The following is an 18,944-nucleotide window of genomic DNA, read 5'->3' on the forward strand; positions in this document are numbered from 1 at the left end:
CACCGAGATAATAAAGGAATTCACCATGCGTAGATACCCACGGGTCCGCTGGCTGATGATCGCGTTTTGTTTCCTCGCCATCGCCATCAACTATATAGACCGCATTAACCTGGCCATCGCGGCACCTCACATTAAAGCGGATTTGGGGCTGGATGACACCAGTATGGGTCTGATCCTCGGGGCTTTTTTCTGGACCTATGCCCTGATGCAAATCCCGGCTGGTCGTCTGATTGACCGCGTGGGTGCCCGTACCGGCCTGGCGATTGCCGTGGGCTGGTGGTCACTGTTCACCGTGTTTACCGCCTTTGGTAAAGGCTTCACCTCAATTTTCGCCTCACGCCTGATGCTCGGCCTCGGTGAATCCGGTGGCTATCCGGGCTGCGCAAAAGTGGTCTACTCCTGGTTTGCTAAAAAGGAACGCGCCACCGCCAGCGGGATCTTCGATGCCGGTCCGCGTGCGGGCAGCGCCATCGCCCTGCCGCTGGTGGCCTGGCTGATCAGCACCTGGAACTGGGAAACCTCGTTTATCGTTACCGGTGCGCTGGGGCTGATTTGGGTCGGCGTCTGGCTGGCGTTCTACCGCGAACCGGAAGAGATGAAAGGTCTGGACGAGCAGGAGCGCCAGAATCTGCTGGAAGATCGTAGCGTGCATGTGGTCGACAAGAGCGAAAAAGTGCACATCGGCGCCCTGTTCCGTTACAGAACGGTGTGGGGAATGATGATCGGCTTCTTCTGCATGAACTTCGCCACCTACTTCTTCGTCACCTGGTTCCCGACCTATCTGACCATGGCGCACGGCTTCTCCCTGAAGGAGCTGGGTACGCTGGGCGCGATCCCTGCGCTGATGGGGATCCCCGGCAGCCTGCTGGGTGGCCTGGCCTCCGACTGGATGTACCGCAAAGGCTACTCGCTGACCACCGCGCGTAAAACCTGTCTGATTGCCGGCATGTTGCTGTCATCGGTGATCGCCTTTGCCGCCTTTACCGACAGCATTGCGGTGATCCTCACCTTGTTCTCGCTGACCTATGCCGGACTGGCCTTTACCGCCGCCAATATCTGGACCTTACCGGCCGATGTGGCGCCAAGCTCCGGGTACGTGGGCACCCTCGGCGGCATCCAGAACTTTGCCGGCAATCTGGCGGGCATCGTCACCGCGTCCTTCACCGGTTTGATGCTGACGCTGAGCCACGGCTCCTTTGTCATCCCGTTGCTGGTTGCCGGTGGGATTTGCCTGTTCGGCGCCTTTAACTTCCTGTTCATCATGGGCAAGGTTGAGCCGCTCGAGCTGAAAAAAAAGCCCGAGGTGACTAACGCTATCCCTGCCGACCGTCAGGCCTGATCCCATAACTCTAACGACGGCGGCTTCGCTCTCCCCTACAAAGGCAAGGATTGATCATGAAACGCACTATTTATGCAGGCGCACTGGTCTCAATGATGGCGGTCAGTGCAGGCGCTCAGGCGGAAAGCCTGCTGTATGTTTCCAATGCCGACAGCGGCACGGTAACCGGCTATCAGCTGGATAAACAGCAGATGAAACTGCTGCCGACCGGAACCTTCCCGGTGGGCAGTAAAGCGATGTCTTCCGTGGTTTCCCCGGATAAGAAAAAGCTCTATGTCTCGGTGCGCAGCAAACCTTACAGCGTGGTGGTGTTCGATATCCAGCCGGACGGCAAGCTGATCAAAGCGGGACAGTCGCCGCTGCCGGAAAGCATGGCCTATCTGTCGATGGATAAAACCGGGCACTATCTGCTGAGCGCCTCTTACGGTGGCGATCTGTTCAGCATCAACCGCATCCAGAGCAACGGCCTGGTCGAGGCTAAGCCGGTGCAGGTGGTGCATACCGGTAAGCGCGCCCATGCCATTCAGGTCGACCCGACCAATCATTATCTGTACGTCACGCTGTTGGGCGCTGACCAGCTGCTTCAGTACCATTTTGATGCGGCAACCGGCCACGTCACGCCAAACACGCCGCCGTTTATCAATATTCAGAGCGAAGCCGCCACCGGCCCGCGCCACTTTGTCCTCGCGCCGAAGCGGGACCGGCAAGGTAAGCAGAATATGTACATCCTGACCGAGATGGCGGGCAACATTACCCGCCTGACGCTGAATAAGGATGGCACCGCGACGCCGGTGGAAGACGTTAGCTCGGTGTCTCCAAAAGAAGAGCTGCAGCGTGGCGAAGCGCGTCCGTTAACCGGTGATGACGACCTGCCGCCATCGCATAAACCGCGCATCTGGCAGGCCGACCTGCACCTGACGCCGGATGGCCGCTATCTCTACTCGACCGAGCGCACCAGCAGCACCTTGTCATCCTTCTCCGTTGATGCTGAAAACGGGCATTTGAGCTATCTCACCAGCATCAAGACCGAGCAGCAGCCTCGCGGGTTTGCCATCGATAAAACCGGGCGCTTCCTGATCGAGTCGGGGCAGAAATCCACCCAGCTTTCGCTGTACACCATCAATGGAGCAACCGGTGCGCTGACGCTGGTCGGGCGCTATCCGACCGGCAAAGGCGCCAACTGGGTGACCATGGTCGAACAATAAACATTCATTGGGGCCCGGCGCGCTGTTTCTGGCCGGGCTGCGTCTGCACTAACTGGAGTCATTATGAAACGTTCAACCCTTTCCGCCCTGCTCGCTGCGGGCTCGCTGGCGCTTTGCGCTATCCCAACCAGTCAGGCCGCCGAACAGGTGATTTCCACCAATCTTGAGCCGCTCCATCACGTTATCCTTGAGAACCAATATGTCACCGTGATGCGGGTAATGCTGCGTCCGGGCGAGTCGACGATGTTTCATGAACAGCATCTCGATTATGTGAATACCCACGTTAACGGCAGCCTGGTGAATATCTCCTACCCGGACAAACCGGCCAAAAATACCGAGATGAAAAGCGGCAACGTCAAGTTTGGCGCGCATCAGGGCAAATCCGAGACCGATAAGGTCACCAATACCGGCACCACGCTGAATCATCAGGTTTCTTTTGAGATCAAACAGGCCGGTCCGCTGAATTTTGGCGGCGCGACCCGTCCCGCCTTGCCGTTATTCCAGCAGGTACTGGATCAGAAAACGGTGAAAGGCTGGAAGGTCACGCTGCAACCCGGTGAAAGCACCACGCTGTATACCCAGCATGGCCCCGGCGTCAGGGTGTTCTTCACCGAAGGTCGCCTGCTGACCGCCATTCCCGGCCAGCCCAATCGCAACAAAGAACAGTGGATCCATCGCGGTGATGCGATGTTGACCCAGCCTGGCAAAATCGAATTAACCAACGGCGGCGAGACCCCGCTGATTTTTAACGATTACGAACTGCTTTAACCCAGAGGCGCACGCAGAGGCGCCCTTTGCACCCTGTATAAAAAAAACCGTTTTCTTTTTTAAGGAGCATGTCAGGTGAGACGATTATGTCTGCCTTTCGCCATCAGTCTGAGCCTGCTGTCGGCCGCCAGCGTTGCTGCGCCGCCGTCGCCCGATCTGATAGCGAAAGGAAAAATTCTCGCGACCGCAGCCGACTGCGGGGCTTGCCACACGTCACCTCACCAGGGTGCACCGATGGCGGGCGGAGTCGCAATCTCCTCCCCAATGGGCAGTATTTATGCCAGCAACATCACCCCTTCACTGAGCGAGGGCATCGGCCAGTACAGCGAAGCGGATTTCGCCCGCGCCGTACGGCAAGGGATTAACAAGCAAGGGCAACATCTCTACCCGGCGATGCCCTATCCCTCCTATGCAAAAATCAGCGATGACGATATTCACGCGCTGTACGCGTATTTTATGCATGGCGTGGCACCGGTTGATGTCGCCCCAACCCACACTGCGCTGCCTTTCCCGTTCAGCATCCGCAGTTCGATGGCGGTGTGGAACCTGATGTTTGCCGGAGACAAACCCTGGACGCCGACGCCTGGCGCCTCGGCTGAGGTCAATCGCGGCGACTATCTGGTCAACGCGCTGGCGCACTGCGATACCTGCCACACGCCGCGCAATGTGCTGATGGGTCAGCAAAACGATCGGGCCTTATCGGGTGGCAGCCTTGGCAGTTGGTACGCGCCCAATATCACCCCCGATCCGCAATCCGGGATCGGAAACTGGTCAGCTACCGAGCTGGCTCAGTACCTGAAAACCGGGCATGTTGCCGGCAAAGCGCAGGCCGCCGGTCCAATGGCGGAAGCGGTGGAACACAGCCTGCAATACCTCTCTGACAGCGATATCCAGGCAATGGTGGCGTATCTGCGCCAGATCCCCGCCGTCAGCAACGGCGCGGTGATGCCGAGGGACAGCTACGGCGCGCCGTCAGAAACTGAGCAACAGGTTCGTGGCCAGAGCGGCACGGCCGATGCGGGCTGGGCGGTGTTCAGCGGCAGCTGCGCCAACTGCCATCAGCCTGATGGTCAGGGCAACGCGCGTTACCCGTCGCTGTTCCACAACACCGCCACCGGCGCAGAAAATCCCGATAACCTGGTTTCCGCCATCCTGTATGGCGTGCACAGGACGGTGAACGGCGAAGGCATTTCCATGCCGGCCTTTGGACCGGATGCCGATTTCACTACCCGCCTGAGCGACAGGCAGATTGCCGATGTCAGCAATTATGTGCTGAAAAATTACGGCAATCCTCAGCTGACAGTGACCGAGGCGCGGGTGAAAACCCTGCGTGAAGGCGGTGACACGCCGCTGCTGGTCAGGCTGACGCGCCCTGCGGTATTGGGGAGCGCGGTGGGGGTTGTGCTGCTGCTCGGCGTGATGGGTGTTTGGATCAGAAACAGGAGGCAACATGCCCGCAAACCGTAATACACCCGCCGGGATTAGCCGTCGCCGCTTGCTGCAAGGAATGGCGGTGCTGTCTGCCAGCGCGGTTTGCGCCTCGCTGTTTCCGGCCCAAATGGCCGCAGCACAACAGGCCGTCGACAGCGGCTTTGCGGGCCTGTCGGCCTTTTTAGTCAGCCGCCCAACCAGCCCGGTCCTCAGCCAACGCTACTATCAGGCGTTACAACGTCACTATCCTGACTTCCCATCGCAGCTGGCTGCGCTTTCGGACGCCCTGAAAATGCATAATTTCGCCCATGTAGATGAGTTTTTACAGTCGGTGAAGCCGGATGATGCCCTGTACCAAACGGCGGCATTGATTATCGGCAGTTGGTATACCGGCGTGGTCGGCGAAGGCGCGGACAGCGAGCTGATCGCCTATTCCGGGGCGATGATGTACCTGCCTACCCAGGGGATTCTGGTGGTCCCGACCTATGGCGGCGGCCCGGATTCCTGGGGTAGCAAGCCCGTTGACCCGCAGTCAGAGAAAGGAGCAACAGCATGAACAAAGTCGATGCCGATGTGATCATTATTGGTTCCGGCGTGATGGGCGGTCTGGTGGCAACCCAGCTGGCGAAGGCGGGAAAATCGGTGATTATCGTTGAGGCCGGTCCGCGCATTAAGCGCCAGGACATTGTCGAACGCTTCCGCAATTCGCCGTTCAAAATGTCGCTGACCAATATGAAGCTGCAAGGGGTCGGTTCACCCTACCCGGATCTGCCGCATGTGCCGTCCACCTATGGCGAGTATCTGCAACAAACCGGTCCGGTGAAGTACCCGACCAAATACCTGCGGGTGGTCGGCGGCACTACCTGGCACTTCGGTTCCGCCCTGTGGCGGATGATCCCTAACGACTTCCGCCTGCAAAGTCTGTATGGCCGGGGTCGGGACTGGCCGTTTGGTTATGACGAGCTGGAAAGCTGGTACGGCAAAGCGGAAGCGGAACTCGGCGTGTCCGGGATGGATGGCCAGGATGAGAGTGGTCACGGTGGCCAGCCCTGGCCGCCGCGCTCCACGCCTTTTCCGATGGTCGGTCTGGAGCCGAGCTACCTGTTTAAGCGCCTGTCGGAACTGTTAAGCAACGGCGGCTACAATCCGGTGATGGAACCGAACGGACGGGCCACGCGTCCTTACGGTAAGCGTCCGGTCTGTGCCGGGAATAACAACTGCAACCCGGTCTGTCCCATTGGCGCCAAATATGATGGCTCAATGCACATCGACGAGGCCGAACGGCACGGCGCGCAGCTGCTGGATAATTCGGTGGTGTATCGCATTGAGGCCGATGATAGCGGGAAAATCACCGGCATCTGGTACAAGAAGCCGGACGGTTCTGAGCATCATCTCACCGCACGTTACTTTGTGCTGGCGGCGTACGGCATCGAATCACCCAAGCTGCTGCTGATGTCCACCTCCGAACGTTATCCGGACGGCATCGCCAACGGCTCCGATCAGGTCGGCCGTAACCTGATGGGCCATACCGGGATCAGCATGAACGTGATGATGAAAGAGGACGTCTGGCCGGGTCAGGGACCGACCGAGCTGCTGGTGTACCTGAATAACCGCGATGGCGCGTTCAGGAAGGATTTCCCCAGTTATAAAATCAAGGTGCGCAATACCGTGCCGACCGCGGACTATGCCGCCGGGCTGATCAAGAAAGGCGTGCTGGGCTCGAAGCTGGACGAACAGCTGAAAACCCTGTCAGCGCGGTCGCTGAACTTTGCCATCGATTTTGAAACGCTGCCGCTGGCCGAAAACCGCATTGTGCCCAGCAAAACCAAAAAGGATGCAATTGGCCTGCCGCTGCCGGAGATTTACTACAGCGTCACCGATTACTGGCATGCCGGCAAAGCCGAAGGGTTGAAAGATTTCGATAATTTTGCCCGTCTGCTGAATGCCGACGTGTCAAAAATCGATACCGGCTATCAGGATCGTCAGCACATTATGGGCACCACCATTATGGGCAACGATGCCAAAACCTCGGTGGTCGACAGCAACTGCCGGACCCACGATCACCCTAACCTGTTTATCGCCGGGACCAGCGTGATGCCTTCAGCCTCCTGCATGAACCCGACGCTGACCGGCGCGGCGTTAAGCCTGCGGCTGGCCGATCATTTGCTGAAGGTGGTGAAGGTATAAGGTTTCGCGCATAAAAAAACCACTCCGGTCAGGAGTGGTTTTTCTTCTTCAGCGGCTGAGCATCAGGCTTCCGACTTCGCGCCCATCTGCTGGCCGGTCTCGACGGTTCGTGATGGCCATTTGCGGAACATCGCAACCGACCCTATCAGCGCGGCGATGGCCGGAATGGCGGCAATGTAGCCAACCGATGACACGCTCAGATCCATGCTCACCTTGTTCCCCAGCAATGCCCCCGCACCGATACCAATATTGACGATACCGGAGTACAGCGCCATCGCCACATCGGTGGCATCCGGTGCCAGCGTCAGCACCTTCATTTGCAGGCTCATGCCGACGATCATAAAGGCCATGCCCCACAGCATCGAGACCGCAATGGTGCCATATTCGCTGACCGATACCGCCAGCAGGATCAGCAGGCAGACCGAAATCACCCCAATCGACACCGTCAGCATCTGCGCAGGACGCTGATCGCCCATCCGGCTGAATATGACGCTGCCGGCAATACCGGCGATGCCAATCAGGAACAGCAGCAGCGTGGCAAATCCTTCGGTGAAACCGGCCACCTGCACCACAAAGGATTCAATATAGGTAAAGGCGGTGAAATGGGCGGTGACAATCGCCACCGTCACCGCATACAGGCTCATCAGTGCCGGACGACGCAGCAGCGTCGGCAGGTTTTTCACCGAACCGCCTTGCTCAGACTTCACTGACGGCATCACGCGGATAATCATCCACAACAGTACCAACGCGGCGGCACCGATGATCAGGAAGGTATAACGCCAGCCGGCAAACTGGCCGATCACGCGCCCCAACGGCAAACCCAGCACCGACGCTAACGCGGTGGCCATCGCCAGCAGGCTTAACGCCTGGGCCCGTTTACCGGCCGGTGCCAGTCGCACCGCCAGCGATGCGGTGATCGACCAGAACAAGGCATGTGCCAGCGCCACGCCCGCGCGGCTAATCAGCAGCACGTCAAAATTCCAGGCAAAAAACGACAGCAAGTGGCTGCCGGCGAACAGGATAAACAGCACGATCAGCAGCGTGCGGCGATTCACCTGGCTGGTTGCCAGCATCAGCGGCAGCGACATCAACGCCACTATCCAGGCGTAGACGGTCATCATTATGCCAGCCTGCGACGACGCGAGGCCAAAACTGCTGCCAATGTCAGAGAGCAAACCAACAGGGATATATTCGGTGGTGTTGAACACGAAGGCGGCAACTGCCAGAGTCAAAACCCTGGACCAGGCAACCTTGCGCGAAACGGCTAACAAATCAGACATAGCGTGCAGCTCCTGGATGAAAGAAAGACGTCCGAAAGCGCAATAGTGTAGGTCGATTTGAATTTTATTCAATAAAAGTGTGACCAATATCTCATTTTTAAGATATGAATTCTGGATAAGGCGGGGATTGTTGACCGGAAAAAGTCATCAGGCGGAGCGGTAAATCAGGGCGGAACTGGCGTTCCGCCCTCAGTGTATTACTTCAGACGGTATGCGACAACCGCATCACCCTCTTTCGTGCCCAGTGAACCATGTCCACCTGCGGCAATCACCACGTACTGCTTATTATCCGCGCCCATATAGGTTGACGGTGTGGCCTGGCCACCGGCTGGCAGCTCGGTTTCCCACAGCAGTTTACCGGTGCTGGTGTCATACGCACGGAAGAAGTTATCCGCCGTTGCACCGTGGAACACCAAATCACCTGCGGTGGTCAGTGGGCCACCGTGTGCAACCATGCCCATTGGGAAACCAATCGGGAAGCGACCCGGCAGGAAGCTGGTTTTCAGGTTTTTGGTGGTGCCCACGCGGCGCAGCCACTCGGTTTTACCGGTTTTCAGATCCACGCCGACCATACGGCCCCACGGTGGCGCGATACACGGAATACCCAGGCTGGAAGAGAGCTGCTGGATATGGATTGCGTAATCGCCGTCGAAGTTCTCGTTCCAGTAAGGCGTGCCGTCTTTGGTGAACAGACGCTGAGTGGCCGTTTCTGGCGTGCGTTTGATCAGGTTGTACTTGTACGCCAGACGCACTGGAGAGGCAATCAGGATCTGACGCTGAGGATCCACGGTGACAGAACCCCAGTTGAAGACACCAATGTTGCCAGGGAAGATGATCGAGCCGCCTTCCGTTGCCGGTGTCCATGGATTGCCATCATAACGCAGAGATTTGAAGTCGATGCGGCACGCCATCTGATCGAACGGCGTCAGGCCCCACATGGATTTCTCATTGATTGGATCTGGCAGGAAGTTCAGCGCAGACACTGGCTGAGTCGGTGAATACTTCTCACCGGCAATCCCTTTGGTCGACACATCCACCTGATTGATTGGGTATACCGCTTCGCCGGTCAGACGGTTCAGCACAAACAGGTTACCGGTTTTGGTTGGCAGGATAACCACCGGCTGTTTTTTGCCCTGATAATCGATATCTACCAGCGACGGCTGGGAGGGATTATCACGGTCCCACAGGTCATGTTTAGAGGACTGGAAGCGCCATTTGAACTGGCCGGTTTTCAGATCCAGTGCCACCAGCGTGTCACGGAATTTCTCGGTGTTGCTGTTGGCATCACGCTCAATACCCAGTTCATCCGGGGACGCATTACCGAACGGCACATACACCAGGCCATTCTTAATGTCAGCACTCAGCGTGGCCCAGGCAACCGGCGTATCCTGCGGATAGGTCTGGCCCGCAGCAATCGGCTGGGTGTTTTCCGGATTAGCCGGATCGAAGTTCCACACCAGACGACCGGTGATCACGTCATAGGCGCGAATAACGCCCGATGGGTTGCCGGCGTTAAAGCCGTTATCCATCACGGAACCACCCACAATCACCAGATTACCGGCAACCAGCGGTGCGGCGGTTTGCATCAGCGCATGCGGACGGATTTCGCCCATGTTGGCACGCAGATCGACCACACCGTTGTTACCAAAATCAGCACACAGCTTGCCGGTATCGGCATCCAGCGCCAGCAGTTTGGCATCGTTCGCGGCATTGAAGATACGCTTACGGCATACGGCTGGAGAGTTAGCCTCGGCGGCAGGCTGCACGGCATTGGTCGCCGCCGCTTCTGGCGCTTCGTAGTAGCTCACGCCACGACAGGTCTGATGCTGCTGCAGATATGAGCGATCTTTGGTTGGCTCATATTTCCACTTCAGCGCACCCGTTTCCGGGTTCAGTGCATGCACTTCATTATGTGGCGTACAGAAGTAGATGCTGTTGTTCACCTTCAGCGGCGTGGCTTCGAACGTGTACTCTGACGCATCTTTCGCATCACGCAGGTCGCCGGTGTGGTAGGTCCAGGCCACTTCCAGATTGCTGACGTTGTCAGTGGTGATCTGCTTCAGGTTAGAGAAACGCGCACCGTTGTTGGTTCCGCCGTAAGCGGCCCAGTCGTTGCCTGCCACGTCGGTCTCAGCTGGCGCACGCTGGTTGGTGATGTTCCCTTCCTTTGGATACGGATCGTAAAACATCAGGCCAATCACAATGGCGATCATGATGATAACGGTGGTGCCCAGGAAAGGATGGAATTTGGCAGGGTTTGCAGGGTTCTGTGCTTTCGACAGCGGACGAACCACCCAGGGTAAGGCCAGCCAGACACCGATCAGGCCGATCAGATCGCCGCGAGGGATCCACTGCCATTTGTCGAAGCCGACTTCAAAAATCATCCACGCCAGAACAATCCACATCAGGATGGCGTAAATGGTTAAGGCAATCTTTTTATTCTTGAACAGCGCAACTGCGGTAATCAGCAGTCCGATTGCCATAATGGCATAAAATGGTGAGCCGCCGATCATCAGCAACTGACCACCCATGTAAAGCATAGCGAGACCCACAATCGCTATAACGATACTCGTCAATTTGTTAATCATTTTCATCTCTCAATGTATACAAATGGATAAATATTATCCTTACGAACCCTTACAATTCGACAACACAAATTTAACTAAAAAAACATTAGAAATAAAACCCATTTATTTAATGTATAGCAGGTTATTATTTCAGTGCGGTAATACTTTGCAGGTGCGGGAAGAACGGGGGCTAAGGCAGGTGTTGGGCATAAAAAAGCCTCTTTTACAGAGGCTTATTAGGAATTATTCTGACAACATGGGCTTTAGCGCCCTGCTTTCAACGGTTGTAAAGCATTTGAAGCTGTTGTTGATAGGCTAATATATCGTGTTCATTTCTAATTCTTGCAATAGCCGCATTCGCTTTCTGGTTAATCTGTTCCGGCGCGGCGAAGATCGACAGGATAATAGCCTTGAGCTGTTCGATGGTTTGCATGCGGACATAATTTCGTTCCTGAATGGATTTCACGCTGTAATCCAGATCGTCATTCAGGCTGTTGATGACCTGCCAGCCCGCCTGTTCAGGATTAATCTCCGGCAGTGCGCGGACATTGGTGGTGATAACCGGACAGCCACAGGACTGCATTTCCAGTACCGAGAAACCGTAGGTCTCAGCCCAGGTCGGCAACAGCCCGACATCCGCCTGCTGCAACAGCTTAAGTACCCGATCGTTCGGCATAAAGCCGACATGCTCAATCCAGCCGTGGCGGGCAATGACCGATTCTGTGTAGCTGGCAAACAGCGGGTCGTCCTGATAGTGGCCATGCGCGTAGTTATGTTTTTTCTCCAGGTCACCAATCAGCGTAACTTTAAGCTGCTCTGGGTTAATCAGGTTTTCTTCCACCAGTTCGCTAAAGGCGCGAACCACCTCACCGCCGCCTTTGCGGTAAAACTCATTACCAATAAAGACAAAATGAATCGGTTGAGAAGGATCGCGCGCTTCGCGGTGTGCCAGGGTGAGTTTTTGCGGTGGATGCATCACCACCGTTTTAGCCAGAATCGCCTTTGCCAGCTCAGGCGTGCGCAGAAACAGCTTGCTTTCCATCTTGTAAGCCGCACCGGAAAGCGCAATCAGCGCTAAACAGTTGTCGGCGGCCAGCAGCGGCGCCAGGCGATCCAGTTCAGGAAAATTGTCGCTTTTATCACCACTCTTTTGCGGCAGGACCCGCGGTAATTCTGTCTCAAAGGTGGCCACCCATTTGCGATCGGTCTGCGCTACCTCGTTAAAAAGATGGAATATATCGACATTCCCCTTGTCCTGGATGCTCAGGGGTTTAAAGAGAAAGTTCTTTCTTTTCTTCAAAACCTTCATATTAAGAAGATTAATATAGTAATAAACGTTTTTGGTCTTGAAGTTAATATATTCGACATTATTGTCGACAATAATTGTTCGCTTCTCAGGATAACTATCATTAGAAATGCCGACGATCATTCTGCACCTCGATTAGGTTTACGCTTCTAGCCCTGTGTGTTTGAGAAAACAGCATTGTCGGTTGCTCTCTTATATTTATCGCCATTACATCACCACAGCAATGACAAATTGTAAACATCCGTTTATTCCTATAGTTGACGCCCGGCCTTTACTCCTGATACCACGACAATACCAGGTTAATTTTGATGTGAATTCGCTAATGTTAATCTTACAAATGATTTTCCCGGCGATTGTTTTTAATAATGGTAAATAACCAAATGCGCTCACGACGGGAAAGGACACTATAAGAGAAAGTGTGCCAATAAAAATACCAACAAATACAACAACCTGAAATTATTCCTTATGCGTTTTTATCATATTACCTTACTGCTTTTTACATTGCCTTCGGATTTACCTCAGGAATTACGCCCAGCGTAAGTTAAGTAAAAATATTAGCGTCCATGATGCAATAGCGTTCTCCCGTGCGAATCCTCTGATTAACATTGGCCATTAGGACAAAGAGTTGACTTATTCCACGGTAAAGGGCTTGATAGAATTATTAAAACCAACGCAGCCCGATGGGAATTTCAATGAAACTATCCGTAATCATCCCTGCCTATAATGTCGCACCGTATATTGTGGAGTGCATTGATTCTCTACTTATGCAGATTGCTGCACCGAATGAATTAATTATTATTAACGATGGCTCTACCGACAATACGTTAGCGCTGGTCGAAATGCATTATCGCCACCTGAGTAACGTTAAAGTGTTTACCATTCCCAATGGCGGACTGGGCCAGGCACGTGACTATGGCATTCGCATGGCGATGGGCGAATTTGTCTTCTGTTGCGATCCCGATGATGTATTGGGCGCCGGCTTCTTTGATGAGCTGAACAGGGTGACCAATCAGCATACTGATGTGGAGATATTCTGTTTTAATTCGGTGATGTTTGATGATGATGCGGAAGCCAAAACCCAGCCTAAAATGGTCCATCAGCGCTTTGGCCTGATGCCCGCCAGGGCCGTTTTCACTTCGTTACTGGAAACCGACAGCTATACCTCGGCCACCTGGAACTATGCGCTGAAACGCGCGGTGATTATCGACAACGGCATGCGCTACAGCCGTCGCCTGCACGAAGACCATATTTTCACCGTCGAGGCCTTTCTGCGCAGCGGCAAAGCCTTCGTCAGTCGGAATGTCTATTATAAACAGCGCATAAGAAGTGGTTCTTTAACCAACAGCGCCAAAAACGACAGCTTCTACCGTCAGCGTTACGATGCCTTTTTATGCTCATACAACATTCTGCTGATGCTGTTGGATCAGGATCCTGACCGCGACTATCTGAAGCGTTTGTATGCCATCCAGCAGTTCAAGCTGATGATGTATCTCTGCGCCTGGGATAATACCGCCCCGCCGCAATACCTTCTCGACGCGGTGCAGTACCTGGGACGCGACCTGAAGCCCGGCAGCCTGATCAATATGATCCTGTTAAATCATCCGGCGCTGTATGGCTCGTTAATCCGCATGAAGCTGAACCGTCGCATCGCGAAAGAAAAAAAAGTCATTCAGAAAGCAGCCTCCCGCTCAGTCGCTTAGCAAAATTACGCTGACGGATTCTACACTTCACATTTTCTCCAACCAGCAGGGCCACGCTGCTGGTTTTTTTTATTTAAAACGCCGCAATCATCGGTCGGGCGATGTAGCCAGAATCTGCGACACAACCGGGCTGCCCCAGTTAAGGGGCAGCCCGGTTGCTATCAGAACGCTTCCCAGTTCTCACTGGTGTTTGAGGCGACGGCCATCGCCGGTTTCCTTACCGCGCGTAACGGGGCAGATTTCACTGACACCGCCTTACGTTCCGCTTCCTGCGTCAGACGGAATACCGCAACGGCACTGTTAAGGTGGGCTGCCTGCGCTTCCAGCGACTGCGCGGCAGAGGACGCTTCTTCCACCAGTGCCGCATTCTGTTGCGTCACCCGATCCAGCTCTGACACCGCCAGCCCCACCTGACTGATGCCTTTGCTTTGCTCATCGGAAGCAGAAGAAATTTCGTCCATGATGTCGCGCACCTGCTTCACCGACACCACTATCGCCTGCATCGAGTCTTCGGCCTGTCCCGCCAGCTTCGAACCGTTCTGCACCCGCGCGGACGATTCGGCAATCAGGGTGTTAATGTCTTTGGCAGCAACAGCACTGCGCTGTGCCAGATTACGGACTTCTCCGGCCACCACGGCAAAACCACGACCATTTTCCCCGGCACGCGCCGCTTCAACCGCCGCATTCAGCGCCAGGATATTGGTCTGGAAGGCAATACTTTCAATCACGCCGGTGATTTCCGCGATTTTCTTCGAGCTTTCTTCCAGCCCGAAGATGGTTTTGATTACGCCATCGACGATCTCTCCGCCCTTTTCTGCCGTTTCCGCCGCTGACAGCGCCAGTTTTGCCGCCTGATGCGAGTTATCGGCATTCTGCTTCACGGTAGCGGTGATCTGCTCCATGCTGGCTGCCGTTTGCTCCAGCGAGGCGGCCTGCTGTTCGGTGCGGGAAGAGAGGTCGTTGTTACCGGCGGCAATTTCACTGACGCCGGTCAGAATGCTGTCCGAACTGGCGCGCACGTTACCCACGGTTTTCACCAGCGCCAGCTGCATGCCGTGCAGGCCAGCCAGCAGACGCGCCATTTCGTTACGCGCGCTGCGGTCGATCTCAATTGGCTGGGTCAGGTCGCCCTGCTCAATGGCACGAATATGGCCCAGCGCCAGGTTCAGTGGCTGAATTAACACCCGGCTCATTACCCGCCAGCACAGGCCAATAAAGAACACCACAATCAGCAGAATGGAACCGAGCAGCCAAAGCATGGTGGCAAATGCCTGATTACTGCGGGTCGACGCCTGTTTGGACAGCTTGCTGATCGCATCGCGCCAGTGGTTATAGTCCGCTTCCATCGCCAGCTGATCGTTGGCGATATTCAACCCAAACAGACCCGGCATATCGCGGTTAGCGGCAATGCCAATCAGCGTCGATAGCTGCGTGGAATAGACCTGATAGGTGGCGGCCAGCCGATCGTTTAACGCCGGATCCAGACCAGGAATGGCCGGGCCTGACTGGTATTCCTTAAACCAACGGTCTGCCAGCGCAATCTGTTCTTTGCCATGCTGCACCATGCCTTCGATTTTGCTGCTTGATGGCCCGTCTTTCTGCAACCAGATCAGGACGCGATTGCTGTCGGCGCGCGCGGCGTTCAACGCATACCAGGCGTTGGTTAACGCCATTACCTTGTCGTTTGCCGAACTGGCTGTTTCAAAACTGTCTTTATTGTCGCTAAGGGAAGAGAGAAAGAGAGCACCTGCAATAAGCTGTAATGCCCCGAAGGCGACAATGCTACAGAGCAGGAAAGAGGAGGTTTTAATGCGGTTGAAAACTGACATATCAGCACCCTGTTAAATGTGACACAAATCACATTTATCGGCATAGTTACCGGTAACATTAGGGCTGGTTAAGGGTTTATTTCACCCCTTAACCGTTGATGATTGGCATGACCACAATCAGCTGCGTTCAATCTTTTTGGCCGCTTCATCCAGCGCATCGATAATGTCATACAGCGTGGATTGGGAAAGCTCGGGATGGGACAAGCGGGTATTGAGGGCCATTTTCATATTGTGAATGGCACGCTCAATTTCCGGAATGCTGCGGTTATTGACCAGCACGGCCATCGAGGTCAGCCTGCCGATGATGACTTGCAGGCTATCCTTAGCCTGTTCGAGCTGGCGTTCCCCTTCCTTCTCCAGACCATACGCCTTGCGCGCGGCCTGCGGATCCTTAACCCGAATGCAGTCCATCTCTTCCAGCAGCGTCAGATTGGGATAGATGATGCCCGGGCTGGGCGAATACTCGCCTTTCGATAGCTCCTCAATCGACTTTATCAGCTCGTAGCCATGCGCCGCACCCTGCGCGATAAAGTGCAGGATCAGCAGCCGGATATCGCTGGCATCCAGCATTTTTTCGCGCCGTTTTCTGCGGACTTTGGCACAGGCTTCCTGCTGGGCCGGATCCTGAGGCGATTGCGGTGAGAGTTTCATGCGCTTATTTCTGATGCCAGTAAGCGACCGCGCGTACAAGGTCGGCTTCTTTTTGCCGTTGGCCGGTAAAGTAATCGCTCAGCAGTTTGACGGCTGCGCCCTCACCGGTCAGCCAGATAAAATAGTCTTCATCTGGCAAGGCGATCTGATCCAGCTTGCCGATCAAATCCGCGGCGGTTGCGGTATTCATGTTGCCGCTGCCTAACCAGCAGACGTCAACACCGTCCATCTCTGGCAGGTAGGCTTTGCCGGTGGCTTCATCAGCCCAGGCAAACAGCGTAATCTTGCTGGCCGTCATTGTTGCCAGACGGCGCTTAAAGGCGGGAAGCCCGGTTTCATCGCAGACATACAGCTGAAAATCATAATCCTCTGGCACCACCAGTGAACCGCGTGGACCGCCGACCGCCAGCTTGTCACCCGGTTGCGCTTTCGCCGCCCAGTCGCTGGCCACGCCGGACTGATGAAGATAGAAATCGAGCGTCAGCGTTGACTGGCCATCAAAGAACAACGGCGTGTAGTCGCGTGCGACCGGCCGGACGCCATCTTTCCACACCACGCCATCTTCGGTGATTTCCGGCAGGTGAAACTCACCGGTCTTAGGATCGGGGAAAAAGACTTTGATATGATCATCAAAACCTTGCGAGGTGAAGCCTTCAAGGGCTTCGCCACCAAATTCGATGCGGTAGAAGTTGCCGGCAATAAATTCCTTCGAGACCACTTCTAACGGGCGAAAACGCAGTTCATTTCTTACGCGGCGCGGGATGCGACGACTTTTTTCAGCGAACTCAGACAAGATCATTCTCCCAAATGGGGTGGCGAACCCGTGATTACGCGCCAACTGGCTTGGGCTAAAATATATCTATGATATATCTTGATCACAAGCTAATTCGCTAACGCTCTGCACGGGCCGCCAGATCCTCAGGGTTTCGCTGCGGCGGTTACCCGCCAGACCACATTGCCGGCATCATCCGCAATCAGTAATCCACCCTGCCGATCCATGGTTAGCCCGACAGGCAACCCGCGCACCTCTTTCTGGTCATCAGTCAGGAATCCGGTCACCACCGGTTTAGGCTGGCCCACCGGCTTGCCGTCTTTAAAGGCAACCCAGACAACCTGATAGCCATTCAACGGTTTACGGTTCCAGCTGCCGTGTTCACTGATAAAGGCGCCACCGCGATAGTCTGCCAGGTTATCGCCCTGGTAGAACCACAATCCCAGCGGGGCTACGTGCGAACTCAGGGCATAATCTGGCTTGAGCGCTTTGGCGACCAGGTCCGGACGCTGCGGGCTGACGCGTTGGTCGATATGCTGGCCGTAGTAACTGTAAGGCCAGCCGTAGAAACCGCCCTCCTGCACCGAGGTCATATAGTCCGGCACTAAATCGGCACCGATTTCGTCACGTTCGTTGACGATCGCCCACAACTTGCCAGTTTGCGGTTCCCATTGCAGACCGGTTGGATTGCGCAATCCGCTGGCGTAAATACGGCTGGCACCGGAAGCAACATCGACTTCCAGAATGTCCGCGCGGCGGTATTCAGCGCCAATGCCGTTCTCGGTAATGTTACTGTTGGAGCCAATCCCCGCATACAGCTTACTGCCGTCCGGGCTGGCTAGCAGCGACTTGGTCCAGTGGTGATTGATTGGGCCGCCAGGCAGCTCGGTCAGCTCGGTGCCGGCGTCACCGATCTTCGTTTCCCCGCTTTTATACGGATATTTTCGAATCGCATCGGCGTTGGCGACATACAGGTTGTCGCCAATCAGCTGGATACCAAACGGCGAATAGAGGCCTTCGAGGAAAACGTGTTTTTCCCAGGTTTTCCCATCGCCGTTGCTGTTTCTGAGCAGCGTGATCCGGTTGCCGCCCGCGCCGCCTTTGCCGGACGCATTTTTAATGAGGCCGGTGATCAGCTGTTTTGGCTGGGTGGTCGGCGCTTTTGGCCCGCTGCCTTCAACCACCAGAATATCGCCGTTCGGCAGCGTATAAAGCTGCCGTGGATGTTGCAGGCCGTCGGCAATTTTCTCGATGTTCAGTCCTTCCGCCACCTTCGGCTTTTCGCCCTCTTTCCACGCGGCACCCGCAGGCACCTGCATCGGCGGGATCAGGAAGTTTTTGGCTGCCGGAAGTTCAGGATTTGCCCCGGTCTGCCGGGAGGGATCGATTTTCGCGCCGTCATCACAGCCTGAAATGACCAGGGTAATTGAGACGGCCAGCAACGAGAGGATCAGTGATTTAGGGATCATAAAACCTCCTGAGTGCGGGTACGTAAAGCCAGCTGAACATTCGCAAACAGCAGCAGTAGCACCACCAGCGTGGATAGGATTGCGCCAGTCGGCACGACGGCAAAGGCATCACGGCTGTGAACAAAGGCGTTGAATACCGCCAGCACAATCGCCAGCAGCCATGCCCAGAAATGGATTTTGATTGCCGATCCCTGCGGATAGGAATGCCCCACCCACACCTGAACCAGATTGATCAGACGGGGGATAATGGCGATCACCAGACCAAAAGCAATCAGCCAGCTGGCGGCTCGGGTCCAGACGATCTCCGTGCTGTAGATATAAATAATATCGAACATCCAGGCGGCAACAAAAAAGCCAAGAGGCACGGGATTCAACAACGAATAAAGGGCAACAGCCAGGGCGGAATTACGGGATGGTGCATGAGATGACATTCACAGGCT

Annotated in this window: 15 protein-coding genes; 7 read left to right on the forward strand and 8 right to left on the reverse strand. The window is 55.3% G+C overall.

Going from position 1 to position 18,944, the window contains the following annotated elements; all coding sequences use genetic code 11:
* Positions 1 to 25 precede the first annotated feature (25 nt).
* The 6 genes from EBC_RS13005 (at position 26) to EBC_RS13030 (ending at position 6,930) form a co-directional block, all read left to right on the forward strand.
* A complete protein-coding gene (locus EBC_RS13005) occupies positions 26 to 1,339 on the forward strand; it encodes an MFS transporter (protein WP_013202258.1) in 1,314 nt (437 codons plus the stop codon).
* A gap of 56 nt (positions 1,340 to 1,395) precedes the next feature.
* The gene (locus EBC_RS13010; protein ID WP_013202259.1) at positions 1,396 to 2,544 is read left to right on the forward strand and encodes a lactonase family protein; all 1,149 of its coding nucleotides are present in this window, start codon (positions 1,396 to 1,398) and stop codon (positions 2,542 to 2,544) included.
* Positions 2,545 to 2,607: 63 nt separating this feature from the next.
* Positions 2,608 to 3,312, forward strand: a complete 705-nt coding sequence (locus EBC_RS13015; protein ID WP_013202260.1) for a hypothetical protein — start codon at positions 2,608 to 2,610, stop codon at positions 3,310 to 3,312.
* A gap of 75 nt (positions 3,313 to 3,387) precedes the next feature.
* Positions 3,388 to 4,779: a cytochrome c gene (locus EBC_RS13020; RefSeq protein ID WP_013202261.1), complete on the forward strand. Its 1,392-nt coding sequence runs from the start codon at positions 3,388 to 3,390 to the stop codon at positions 4,777 to 4,779.
* The gene (locus tag EBC_RS13025; RefSeq protein ID WP_041692012.1) at positions 4,763 to 5,299 is read left to right on the forward strand and encodes a sugar dehydrogenase complex small subunit; all 537 of its coding nucleotides are present in this window, start codon (positions 4,763 to 4,765) and stop codon (positions 5,297 to 5,299) included. The genes EBC_RS13020 and EBC_RS13025 overlap by 17 nt, the downstream gene beginning before the upstream one ends.
* Positions 5,296 to 6,930, forward strand: coding sequence for a GMC family oxidoreductase (locus EBC_RS13030; RefSeq protein WP_013202263.1), 1,635 nt, complete (start codon positions 5,296 to 5,298; stop codon positions 6,928 to 6,930). The genes EBC_RS13025 and EBC_RS13030 overlap by 4 nt, the downstream gene beginning before the upstream one ends.
* A gap of 62 nt (positions 6,931 to 6,992) precedes the next feature.
* On the opposite strand, the gene EBC_RS13035 is transcribed toward EBC_RS13030, so the two are convergent.
* The 3 genes from EBC_RS13035 to EBC_RS13045 form a co-directional block, all read right to left on the reverse strand.
* Complete coding sequence (locus EBC_RS13035; RefSeq protein ID WP_013202264.1) at positions 6,993 to 8,210, reverse strand: sugar transporter; 1,218 nt, start codon at positions 8,208 to 8,210, stop codon at positions 6,993 to 6,995.
* 197 nt (positions 8,211 to 8,407) lie between these two features.
* Positions 8,408 to 10,798, reverse strand: a complete 2,391-nt coding sequence (locus tag EBC_RS13040; protein ID WP_041692320.1) for a membrane-bound PQQ-dependent dehydrogenase, glucose/quinate/shikimate family — start codon at positions 10,796 to 10,798, stop codon at positions 8,408 to 8,410.
* Between the two features lie 256 nt (positions 10,799 to 11,054).
* Entirely contained in the window at positions 11,055 to 12,086 is a 1,032-nt protein-coding gene (locus EBC_RS13045) for a glycosyltransferase family 4 protein (protein ID WP_225309835.1), read from the reverse strand.
* A gap of 689 nt (positions 12,087 to 12,775) precedes the next feature.
* Between EBC_RS13045 and EBC_RS13050 the strand changes: the two genes are divergently transcribed.
* Positions 12,776 to 13,783, forward strand: a complete 1,008-nt coding sequence (locus tag EBC_RS13050; protein ID WP_231853657.1) for a glycosyltransferase family 2 protein — start codon at positions 12,776 to 12,778, stop codon at positions 13,781 to 13,783.
* A 161-nt stretch (positions 13,784 to 13,944) separates the two neighbouring features.
* Here EBC_RS13050 and EBC_RS13055 read toward each other — a convergent pair whose 3' ends face one another.
* The 5 genes from EBC_RS13055 to EBC_RS13075 form a co-directional block, all read right to left on the reverse strand.
* Complete coding sequence (locus EBC_RS13055) at positions 13,945 to 15,612, reverse strand: methyl-accepting chemotaxis protein (RefSeq protein WP_013202269.1); 1,668 nt, start codon at positions 15,610 to 15,612, stop codon at positions 13,945 to 13,947.
* A gap of 117 nt (positions 15,613 to 15,729) precedes the next feature.
* Positions 15,730 to 16,263, reverse strand: coding sequence for a PadR family transcriptional regulator (locus tag EBC_RS13060; RefSeq protein ID WP_013202270.1), 534 nt, complete (start codon positions 16,261 to 16,263; stop codon positions 15,730 to 15,732).
* 4 nt (positions 16,264 to 16,267) lie between these two features.
* Positions 16,268 to 17,062 carry a siderophore-interacting protein gene (locus tag EBC_RS13065; protein ID WP_013202271.1) on the reverse strand — a complete coding sequence of 265 codons (795 nt, stop codon included), beginning with the start codon at positions 17,060 to 17,062 and terminating at the stop codon, positions 16,268 to 16,270.
* Between the two features lie 119 nt (positions 17,063 to 17,181).
* Entirely contained in the window at positions 17,182 to 18,504 is a 1,323-nt protein-coding gene (locus tag EBC_RS13070) for a PQQ-dependent sugar dehydrogenase (RefSeq protein ID WP_013202272.1), read from the reverse strand.
* Entirely contained in the window at positions 18,501 to 18,935 is a 435-nt protein-coding gene (locus EBC_RS13075; protein ID WP_013202273.1) for a DUF2231 domain-containing protein, read from the reverse strand. The genes EBC_RS13070 and EBC_RS13075 overlap by 4 nt, the downstream gene beginning before the upstream one ends.
* Between the last annotated feature and the right edge of the window lie 9 nt (positions 18,936 to 18,944).

Source organism: Erwinia billingiae Eb661, assembly GCF_000196615.1.
Taxonomy (GTDB): domain Bacteria; phylum Pseudomonadota; class Gammaproteobacteria; order Enterobacterales; family Enterobacteriaceae; genus Erwinia; species Erwinia billingiae.